The sequence below is a fragment of the Mycobacterium sp. 852002-40037_SCH5390672 genome (assembly GCF_001665875.1).
In the GTDB taxonomy this organism is placed as follows: domain Bacteria; phylum Actinomycetota; class Actinomycetes; order Mycobacteriales; family Mycobacteriaceae; genus Mycobacterium.
The window spans coordinates 1-10,336 of the sequence record NZ_LZTA01000029.1 but is presented as its reverse complement, the minus strand read 5'-3'; the positions used below and the strand labels follow the sequence as shown (position 1 = coordinate 10,336).

Below are 10,336 nucleotides of genomic sequence, written 5' to 3'. Positions count from 1 at the left end.
CCATCGTGTTCACCGACGGAACCCGGCTGGCACGCAGCGGTCTGCTCGTCGCGACGACACTGCATCAGCGGTCGCAGTTGGTTGAACAGCTCGGTGTCGGATTCGGCGAGCCGACGCCAGCGACGGCGAGTCCCATCGCAATCGATGCGCTCTGCCGGACAACAGTTCCTGGAGTCTTCGCGGCCGGGGACGACGCCAGTGCACAAATGCCGCAGGTAGCCTCGGCGATCGCGACAGGTTCGCTCGCGGCCACATCGATCGTGCAGAGCTTGTTGGCCGAGGACGCCGGCCTACCGACACCGGAATGAACGGGACCACCGTCAACGGCGAGCTGAATCATGAACCGCAGTCCCAGAGCGTTGGCGGCGATGACGGGCTCGAAAGCCGCACAGCCAGCTAAGTCGAGTTTTGGTGAACGACGGCCGATGGGCGACAGCTGGTTCTGACGGCCGCACATATATGTGGCACCAATTTCCTTGGAATCAAAGGACTCTGGCCAATGCACCCTACAAACAATTCCTCAAGTAATCGACCGATGGACATCACACAACCGACCGACGACGAACAGACCAATCACTGGAACGCAACAACTGGATGCGCCTGGGTCGACGCGCAGGACCTGCTGGACCAGATGATGAAGGGATTGGAAGACCTGCTCGTCGACGGCGTGGTTGCCGGATCGGGGCGACGGGTGCTCGACGTCGGCTGCGGTACCGGTGGCACCACACTCGCCGTCGCGCGCAGGCTCGGCGCCGAGGGCAGGTGCGTCGGCGCCGACGTGTCCGAGCCGATGATCGCCGCCGCCCGCACCCGGGCCGAACGGGAGGGCATACCAGCGAGTTTCATCCTCGCCGACGTGCAGACACATCCGTTTGAGCGCGCAAGCGTCGACACGATCATCTCGCGATTCGGTGTCATGTTCTTCAATGACCCGGTCCAGGCCTTCGCGAACCTGCGGCGCGCCACGACCGACGACGGCGCGCTTCACGTCATCGCCTGGCGCAGCGCCGCGGAGAATCCGTTCATGACGGCCGGCCTGCGTGAGGCGGCCCCGCTGCTGCCGAACCTTGCCGCCCCCGCGGCAGACGGCCCGGGACAGTTCTCCTTCGCCGACCCGCAACGGGTCGCCGCGATCCTCGACGCGGGGGGCTGGGCCGACGTCGACCTCCAGCCGATCGACGTCGAGTGCACCCTGCCCGAGCCGGAGTTGATCGGTTTCATCAGACAGCTGGGTCCTGTCGGTCTAGCACTTCAAGGCAAGGACGAGCGGACCCGCGCCCAAGTTATCGACGCGGTCCGTCCCGCCTTTGATCCGTTTGTGCACGGAACCGAGGCTCGGTTCACCGCCGCGTGCTGGATGGTCCACGCCCAAGCGTCCGGATAACCGCCAACGTCAGGCTGAATCACTTTTCCGCACAGCTATTTCCGCATCGGGTAGCGGCCCATCGAAGTTTTCAGCAACTCCACGGCTCGGGACTTGGCCGAATCTCCGCCGGCACGTCGTTCGCGAGCGGTGCACGCTACGCGCGACGGATGTGGGCCGTCGTTCGCCATTCAGCGGATGCGGCGGCGACCGGTCTTCACCCCACTAGATCGATCTCGGGAAAGTCAAGTGTGCATCACCAGAACACTGGGTTCACCGTCATCCGGACCAATTCGGCGCGGTAAACCGACGCGAGCACGACCAGGACCCGATACTCATCGACGACCTTGCTTGTACCCGAGCTTCGTCGACAAGCTGCTAACTTTAGTTAGTCCGCGTCCTTGTTTTGACAAGGAATGCACAGATATCAATCTTCCTTGCATCTCGACATCGGGTTTCCCCGACTGGCGTGGGCTTCGACCTCCAGACTGATCGCCATCATCGTGTCGTGGATCAAGACGTTCCGCAGCCTGGCGAGGTAGCGGTATCCGAAGTAGTCGTCGTACAACTCGCTGAAGATCGCTTTGACCGCTCGATACTCCTCGCTGTCCTTGGTGAACTTGTGAGCAGCCTCCTCTAGAGTCCGCTCTTGGTGATAGCAGAGGGCCGAGCAGACCGACAGCACGGCGCCACGAAGGCGGAAGCCTAAAGTGATGACGAGGTCGGGATCGCCGTTCAGCGGTAACGGCGACTTCGCGAACGCCTTGCACTCGGTATCCCAGTTAGTGATGAATGCCTTCGCCGAGGTCAAGAAGTAGGCGAACATGTTCGTGACAAGGATGTCTTCTAGCGTCACGTAGGCCCCGGAGTATCGGTCATATTCCTCTTTGGTGAGGTCCTTGACGCTCCGGAAGACCCTCGCCACATTGCCGGTCGGGTCACCAGAGATCAGCATCGCTTGGTTCGACTCGACGGGTTCGTTGCTGCTATGAGTGCTCGGCACCGGTTTCAGTGTTGCGTGCTGGTACGACACAACCGCGCGTTTCGGGGTACGGACGGGGTACCGGGTCAACTGCCGGGCGAGAACTCAGGGCTGAATGCCCTGTTAGGCATGGAGCCGATGACGGGAATCGAACCCGCGTATTCAGCTTGGGAAGCTGATGTTCTGCCATTGAACTACATCGGCACAGTCGCCAAGGAAGGCTAGCACCCGGCGGCAGACGTTGAGGTCAGGACAGCTCGCCGACGTGGGGCGTAGCGCCTCAGAGCGACGCCAGCACCCAACTAGAGTTATTCGTTTCACAAATTCACATACCTACGTTTATTAATCCGTTATCGCACCGTAATGTGCTCGGCGTGGGGCGACACGAATTAGCCAGGAAGCGGCGCAAACCGTCAGTGGCCCTGGCTGCAGTGCTCGCGCCCGCGGCCGTGTTCTTCGCGGTTTCCGCCGACGTCCATCCATTCGCTCCCCGCATCGAGGCCAAAGCCGTTATCAGTGAGCCCGCTCCCTGTTGCGTGGAAATCGTCACCGCGGCATCGAATCGTCTCAGCAAGGGATTCGCTGACGGCCAACCCGTTGCGGCGTCGCGGTATCACACTCGGTCCCGTTTCCTGACCGCCGATGTCGCCCCGGAACAAGGCCTGCAAATCCGGACGATCCTGACCGCGCGCAGCATCAGCGCGGACTTCCCCCAGATCCACGAGATGGGCGGAGTGCGCCCGGATCCGTTGCCGTGGCACCCCCTCGGCTTGGCGCTCGACGTGATGATTCCCAACCCGGAGTCGGCCGAGGGCATCGCGCTGGGGAATGCGATCGTCGCGTACGTGCTGCAGAACGCCAACCGTTTCGGCATCCAGGATGCGATCTGGCGGGGCGTCTACTACACGCCCGGCGGAGCGCAGACCAGCCGGCTGGGCCACTACGACCACGTGCACGTCACGACGTTCGGGGGCGGATATCCGAACGGCAGCGAGGTCTACCTCCGCTGACCATGTAGGCGAGCCAGCTAGGCTCGTCGCGTGCTGCTCTCCGATCGCGACCTCAGGGCCGAAATCAGCGCCGGGCGGTTGGGCATCGACCCGCTCGAAGACAGCTTGGTGCAGCCGTCCAGCATCGACGTGCGGCTTGACTGCATGTTCCGGGTGTTCAACAACACCCGCTACACCCACATCGATCCGGCAAAGCAACAGGACGAGCTCACCACCTTGGTCGAACCCGTCGCCGGGGAGCCGTTCGTCCTGCATCCCGGGGAGTTCGTGCTCGGCTCGACGCTGGAACTCATCACCTTGCCCGACGACCTCGCCGGACGGCTGGAGGGCAAGTCGTCGCTGGGTCGCCTCGGCCTGTTGACGCACTCGACCGCCGGGTTCATCGACCCCGGGTTCAGCGGTCACATCACGCTGGAGCTGTCCAACGTCGCCAACCTGCCGATCACGCTGTGGCCCGGCATGAAAATCGGTCAGCTGTGCATTCTGCGGTTGACCAGTCCCGCCGAACACCCTTACGGCAGCACGCAAGCAGGTTCGAAGTATCAGGGCCAGCGGGGTCCCACCCCGTCGCGCTCCTATCAGAACTTCATAAGGACTACATAGCTTCTGAGGGGCTCTCCCGCACCCCGTCTGCGCGATACTTAGTTAGCCGTGGTTTTTTCCTCCGCCTGAGCCATGGCTCATCGTGCAATACCTTTGGAGGGGTTTGTATTGGATATCGTGCTCGGGGTGTCGATGGCACCGTCATCGATCCAAATGGTCGTCCTGGAAGGCGAATACGCCGACGGCGCCACGGTAGAAGAGGACGCGTTCGACGTCGCCGACGTCGACGATCCGGCCACCGCGACCGGGCCCGACCAAGTGATCTCGGCCATCTTGGGCACCCGTGAGGGCGCGGTCGATGCCGGCCTTGAGCTGTCGTCCATCGGAGTGACGTGGACGGATCAACTCGAAGCCGTGGCGCTGCGCGACGCGCTGACCGCTCACCGCATCGACAACGTGATGCTGGTCTCGGCCTTTTTGGCCGCAGCCGCACTGGCGCAAAATGTCGGCGGGGCAATGGGTTACGAGCGCACCGCCGTGCTGCTGGTGGAGCCCGACACCGCGACGCTGGCGGTCGTCGAGACCTCCGACGGATCCATCCCGGACGTCTACAAACAACAGATCCACGCCCAGTCCTACGGCGATGCCGCCGAGCAACTCAGCGCGATGGTCGCCGGGATGGAGAAGCTGGAGCTCTTGCCGGGCGGGCTGTTCCTGGTCGGCTCGGGCATTGACGTCGCGCCGTTGAAACCGGTGCTGCAGGCGACGACATTCCTCGACGTGAGTGTGGCCGAGGAGCCGGAGACGGCGCTGGCCCGCGGGGCGGCACTCGCGTCGGCGAATGCGCCGCTGTTTGCCTCGTCGACCGCCGCGCTGGCCTATGCCCAAGATCCCGGCACCGGCGCGGTCGACCAGTACTCCCTTCCCGAATACCTCTATGTTCCGTTCCGGCCGGAGTCCGGCGACGACGAGCTCGCCTACGGCGCGGTCGGGGACGAGGATGCCGATTCACCGACCGTCGTCATCGAGAAGCTCTTCCTTCCCGAAGAAACTCAGCCACGGCGCCGACCCGCGTTGCTGGTCGGCAGCGGGCTGGCGGTGGTCGGCATCAGCGCGGTGCTGGCGCTCGAGATCGCCTTGGCGATCGGCATCCGCACGACGGGAACCGTTGCCTTGCAGCCCACCCCGGGTCAGCACCTCATCGTCCCCGCCGAGGCGCCTGCCCCGGCGCCGGTGCAGGCGTCCGAACCGCTGTCGAAGATCAGCCTGCCCGCCCCGGTCGCGGCACCCAAGCCGCTGAATCCGCCGGTCGCCGCGCCGCTGCCCGGGGTTGCGCCGCCGGCGGCCCCTCCGCTCCCCGCGGCCCCGATTGTTCCGGTTCCCGTTGTGGTTCCCCCGGTTCCGGTCCCGGTGCCGGTCCGCATCCCGATTCCCAACCCGGTCGAGAGCCCCCCGATGTTCGTGACCACCGCCGAAACCGCCGAAACCACCACCGCCGCTAGGCGCCGGCGCGTGACCCCCACCGAAACCACCGAGACCACCACCGCCGCTAGGGGCCGGCGCGTGCCCACCGCCAAAGCCACCAAGGCCACCACCGCCGCCGGGACCACCCGCGGGAGGCGTGGGAATGTGGCCGCCACCCAAACCGCCCGGACCACCCGCGGGAGGCGTGGGAACGTGCCCGCCGCCGAGGCCGCCCGGACTCCCGGAACCCGGCGTGGGAACGTGGCCACCCGGACCACCCGAACCTGGAATGGGAACGTGCCCGCCACCCAAACCGCCCGGACTACCCGAACCCGGCGTGGGAACGTGGCCACCCGGACTACCGGAACCTGGAGTGGGAACGTGGCCGCCTCCCGCACTTCCCGGGCCGCCCGGGCCGGTCTCACCCGGCGTCGGAGAGTGGCCGCCGCCGTAGTTACCGGGACCGCTCGGCTTGGGCGGGGTGCCCTCGCCGGGAGGATTGTGGTGCGGCGGTGACTGCGGGACGCTGACCTGCGGGGGCGAGGGCGGTTGGGGGAGGTGCACCGGCGGTTGGGGCTGCACCGGTTGCGGAATGGACAGGTGCGGCGGGTTTGGTGGCGGCCACAGCGGTGGCGGCGGCGGTGGAGGCGGCGGACACCACTAGTCCGGGTTGCCAACCAACCCACAGCAACCTGTGCTTACCTCTCCCGAGATCACACGCGTAGGGTCGGGGTATTGAGGCTGGCCAAAAAATGCCGCCTCACCCGCCAGAATTTCATCAGCCCAGCAACCTGTGCGGGCATGCGACCCACGCCCTGCTGCGGCAGGAAATTGCTGGTAATCGCTAAACAGTGGTGTTGCCCATGGGGGCGTTGAGCGACACAGCAATCGGACAGGGGGAGCGTAAGCGATGGTGGGCATCGTGCTTGGCGTCTCGATGACGCCGACAAAGGTGCGCATGGTCCTGGTCGAAGGCGAAGGCGCCGACGGGGTCACCGTCGACGAGGATGACTTCGACGTCGACACCCAACGCACCGCCCGGCCCGGCACCGCCCCCAACGAAGTGATCTCTGCCATTCTCGGCACCCGAGAAGGCGCCGCCGACGGCGGCTACCAGCTGCTGTCGACGGGTGTGACCTGGACCGACCACGTCGAAGCGGCGATGCTGCGCGATGCCCTGATTTCGCACAAGGTCGAAAACGTCATGCTGGTCTCGGCCTTCATGGCGGCGGCCGCGCTGACGCAGGCTGTCGGCGACGCCACCAACTACGCGCGCACCGCAATGCTCTTCGTCGAGCCCTACAGCGCCACCCTGGCCGTGGTCAACACCGCTGACGGTTCGGTCTCGGAGGTGCGCCGCAGGCCCCTCGCGGAGGACGAGGAGCAAGCGGTGGCCGAAATCGTCGACATGGCCTCCGGCGCCGAGGCGCTCGAAACGCACCCGGAGGGCCTGGTTCTCGTCGGTTCCGGCGTCGACATCCCGCTGATCAAGCCGGTGCTGGAGGCCGCGACGTCGCTCGAGTTGTCCGTGCCCGACGAGCCGGAGATGGCGCTGGCGCGCGGTGCCGCGCTGGCGGCGGCGAATGCACCGCTGTTCGCGTCATCGACGGCCGCGCTCGCTTATGCGCTGGATCCGGGCACCGGAGAGGTCGACCCGCTCGTCCTCGCCGGACAGTATCCAGGCCTACTGCCCGGCTATCAGCCCGAATACCGCAGCCACATCGCGGCCCTCGCCGCCGACGCCGACAAGGGCAAGACCAACGTCGCCTACAGCGCCGTCGCGGACGATGACGCCGATGCCAAAACCGTCATCGCCCTCGACGAACGCGCCCGTCGGCGCAAGTCCTTCTTGCTGGTCAGCAGCTCGCTGGCGGTGATCTTCATCGCCGCTGTGGTGGCGCTGGAAATCGCGCTGGCGATCAGCATTCGCCCGACCGTCGCCTTACGGCCCAGCCCCAACCAAAACATCGTCGCCCCAGCTCCCACGCCCGCCCCGCCCAACCCCGGACCACCGGTGCAGGCGCAGCCGAAGATCGCGCCGCCACGGCCGTTGGCCGCGCCGCGCCCCATCGCGCCCCCGCCTCCCGCCGCTGCGCCCATTCCGGTGCTGCCACCGCCGGTGTTCGTTCCGCCACCCCGACTGCCTGTGCCCGGCCTGGGTGGTGGCCACGGGCCCTTCGGGGGCCGCGGTCCCTTCGGCGGCGGGCACGGCCCCTTCGGCGGTGGTCATGGCTTTGGTGGCGGCCACGGTTTCGGCGGCGGTCATGGCTTCGGTGGCCACGGCTTCGGCGGTGGCCATGGGTTCGGTGGTCATGGTTTCGGTGGTGGTCATGGTTTCGGCCACAGGTAGCGCCTTCGCGGGTCACGGGCGTGTCTGACCTGGCGCGCTAGGGTGGCTGACTAGGGGGTGCCGCGCCCAGATTCTCTGTGAGTCCGGCTAACTCGCAAAATCGCGAGGCCCGAACGCGGTGGCAACGCAGCTGCCCGGCATGGCGCAGCAGCCCATTTCGGACGATGTGGAGGAGCGGTGGACGTCGTACTTGGCGTGTCTATGGCACCTGAGGCAGTCCGCATGGTGCTCGTCGAAGGTGAAGCCGCCGGCGGGGTGACGGTCGATCAGGACGGTTTTGATGTGGCCGGCCATGAAACCCCAATCGCCGCAGCAAATCACGTCGTCGCGGCCATTCTCGGAACCCGGGACAGCGCGGCCCAGGGCGGGTACCGGCTCAAATCCAGCGGAGTGAGCTGGACTGACCCCGTCAAGGCGGCGGCGCTGCGAGACGCGTTGGCGGCACGCGAGATTGAGAACGTGATGGTGGTGTCGGCGGTCATGGCCGCCGCGGCGCTGGCTCAGGCCATGGGCAGCGCCACCAACTGGACCCGCACGGCGTTGCTGCTCGTCGAGCCGGCCAGCGCGACCCTGGCGGTCGTCGACACCTCCGACGGGACGGTCACCGACGTGCGCCGGCAGCCGCTGCCCGGCAGCGACGACGCCGCGCTGGCGGAGCTGACGGCAATGGTCTCGGGCGCCGAGTCGATGAGCGCGCGACCCGACGGGGTGTTTCTGGTCGGCTCGGAGGTGGACATCCCGTCGATCAAGCCGACGCTCGAGGCGGCGACTGCCCTGTCGGTGACGACGCCCGAGGAACCGGAGATGGCCCTGGCGCGGGGAGCCTCACTGGCCGCGGCGAACGCGACGCTGGGAGCGCCGCGAACGGTCGCGATGCCGGCCGCCTCGACCGCATCGGCCGCCGCAGCCGAGCTCGCCTACAGCGCCGAAGAGGGTCCGGCATCCGACGCCCACCGGCTCAGCGGCGCCCCGTCGCACCAGCGACGCAGCCGCAAGTCGTCGTTGGCCATCGCGGCCGTGACGGCGGTCTTCATCGGCGGCATCGTGGCGTTGGCGCTGGCACTGGCCTTCGGTATCCGCCCGCACGCGGACCAGCGACCCGACGTCGGCCCGAACGTCGTCGCCCCGCGGAATCCCGAGGCCGGTCCGCCAGCCCCACCTCCGCCGCCGGCGGCACCCCCGCAAGCACCGGCACCGCCGCAAGCGCCCGCACCGACACCGCAACCCTCGCCCCACTCCGGCGACCATCACGACTGGGATGACTGGCTGCACCGCCACCTGGGCACGGGTATTCCCTCTCCCTAGGCCGGTCCCGGGCCACCACCGGAAAGCCGAACGAGCGTAAAATCGGGTAACTAGGGGAATAACGGTGGGGACTCAGCGATCTCTCGTGCCACCACATCGTGCGACGAGCCCGCCCTCATCGTGACTGGCTAGCAACCGACTATTGGAGGAGCTTTGGACACCGTACTTGGTGTGTCGATGGCGCCGACGGCAGTCCGGATGGTGCTGGTCGAGGGGGAAAACGGCGACGGCGCGACCGTCGATGAAGATAATTTCGACGTCGCCGACGCTGCTGATGCAGCAACGGTAACCGCCTCGGACCAGGTAGTTTCGGCCATCTTGGGGACACGTCAGGGCGCGGCAGAGGGCGGCTATCAACTGGCGTCGACCGGGGTGACGTTCACCGACCCGCTCGAGGCCGCCGCGCTGCGCGACAAGCTGGCCGCCCACAAGGTCGAAAATGTGATGCTCGTCTCGGCCTTCCTGGCCGCGGCCGCGCTGGCCCAGGCGGTGGGCCACCAGACCAACTACGCGCAGACGGCGCTGCTCTACATCGAGCCCGACACGGCGACGCTGGCGGTTGTCGACAGCGCCGACGGATCCATCGCCGATGTGCAGCGCCAGGCCTTGCCCGCCGACGACGAGGCTGCCGTCGCCCAGCTGGCCGCGATGGTGTCCAACGCAGAGAACTTGCAGACGCGTCCGGACGCCGTGTTCGTCGTCGGTTCTGGGATCGACATCCCGATGATCAAGCCCGCCCTGGAGGCGGCGACCACCCTGCCGCTGACGGCGCCCGAAGAACCGGAGACGGCCCTGGCCCGCGGCGCGGCGCTGGCGTCGGCGCATGCGCCGTTGTTCTCGTCGTCCACCGCGGCCCTGGCTTACGCGCAGGATCCCGGCACCGGCGCGCTCAACCCGTTGGCCGTGGCGCCGGGCTACTTCGCAACCCCGGATGCGGCCGGCGAGGACGGACTCGCATACAGCGCCGTCCCCGACGACCCGGACGAGTTCTTCACCGGTTCGCAGACCGCCGCCACGGCGCTGGTCGACGCGGACTACCACCAGCGCAGCTCGTTCAGACGGGTGGGAAGCGCGGTGGCGGGCATCTTCGTGATCGGCGTGGTGGCACTGGTCGTGTCATTGGCCATCGCCATCCGGCCGACGGCCAACGTGCGGCCGAGCCCGAACCAGAACGTCGTGGTTGCGCCTACTCGGCCCGCTCCGGCCCCTGCGGCTCCGGCTCCTGTGCAGGCACCCGCGCCGGCGGCGCCCGCTCCGGCCCCCGCTCCCGAGGCACCCGCGCCGGCGGCGCCCGCTCCGGCCCCCGCTCCCGAGGCACC

Annotated in this window: 8 protein-coding genes, 1 tRNA gene and 1 pseudogene; 8 read left to right on the top strand and 2 right to left on the bottom strand. The window is 67.2% G+C overall.

Annotated features, from left to right (window positions below):
* Both A5782_RS26430 and A5782_RS05180 read left to right on the top strand, forming a co-directional pair.
* Positions 1–308: NAD(P)/FAD-dependent oxidoreductase (locus tag A5782_RS26430; RefSeq protein WP_197694115.1), on the top strand; the 308-nt coding region annotated here is incomplete at its 5' end.
* 227 nt (positions 309–535) lie between these two features.
* Complete coding sequence (locus A5782_RS05180; protein ID WP_067096112.1) at positions 536–1,384, top strand: class I SAM-dependent methyltransferase; 849 nt, start codon at positions 536–538, stop codon at positions 1,382–1,384.
* 406 nt (positions 1,385–1,790) lie between these two features.
* Here the strand turns inward: A5782_RS05180 and A5782_RS05175 are convergent, their stop codons facing one another.
* Both A5782_RS05175 and A5782_RS05170 read right to left on the bottom strand, forming a co-directional pair.
* On the bottom strand, positions 1,791–2,366 hold the full coding sequence (locus A5782_RS05175; protein ID WP_156623808.1) for a hypothetical protein: 576 nt from the start codon (positions 2,364–2,366) through the stop codon (positions 1,791–1,793).
* A 109-nt stretch (positions 2,367–2,475) separates the two neighbouring features.
* Positions 2,476–2,549: transfer RNA gene (locus tag A5782_RS05170), tRNA-Gly, on the bottom strand.
* 170 nt (positions 2,550–2,719) lie between these two features.
* On the opposite strand from A5782_RS05170, the gene A5782_RS05165 reads away from it, so the two are divergent.
* The 6 genes and pseudogenes from A5782_RS05165 to A5782_RS05140 all read left to right on the top strand — a co-directional run.
* The gene (locus A5782_RS05165) at positions 2,720–3,355 is read left to right on the top strand and encodes a hypothetical protein (RefSeq protein WP_197694114.1); all 636 of its coding nucleotides are present in this window, start codon (positions 2,720–2,722) and stop codon (positions 3,353–3,355) included.
* Positions 3,356–3,385: 30 nt separating this feature from the next.
* Complete coding sequence (gene dcd / locus A5782_RS05160) at positions 3,386–3,958, top strand: dCTP deaminase (RefSeq protein ID WP_067096103.1); 573 nt, start codon at positions 3,386–3,388, stop codon at positions 3,956–3,958.
* A gap of 72 nt (positions 3,959–4,030) precedes the next feature.
* Positions 4,031–6,026 (top strand): annotated as a pseudogene (locus A5782_RS27190) (hypothetical protein).
* Positions 6,027–6,272: 246 nt separating this feature from the next.
* Entirely contained in the window at positions 6,273–7,712 is a 1,440-nt protein-coding gene (locus tag A5782_RS05150) for a hypothetical protein (protein ID WP_067096101.1), read from the top strand.
* Positions 7,713–7,889: 177 nt separating this feature from the next.
* Entirely contained in the window at positions 7,890–9,017 is a 1,128-nt protein-coding gene (locus A5782_RS05145; RefSeq protein WP_067096098.1) for a hypothetical protein, read from the top strand.
* A 177-nt stretch (positions 9,018–9,194) separates the two neighbouring features.
* On the top strand, positions 9,195–10,336 hold a 1,142-nt coding region (locus A5782_RS05140; protein WP_231986596.1), incomplete at its 3' end, for a hypothetical protein.

What these genes read in the sequence shown, in the direction of transcription:
- A5782_RS05180 (WP_067096112.1), top strand. Translation starts at nt 536, where the DNA reads ATGGACATCACACAACCGACCGACGACGAACAGACCAATCACTGGAAC.
- A5782_RS05150 (WP_067096101.1), top strand. Translation starts at nt 6,273, where the DNA reads ATGGTGGGCATCGTGCTTGGCGTCTCGATGACGCCGACAAAGGTGCGC.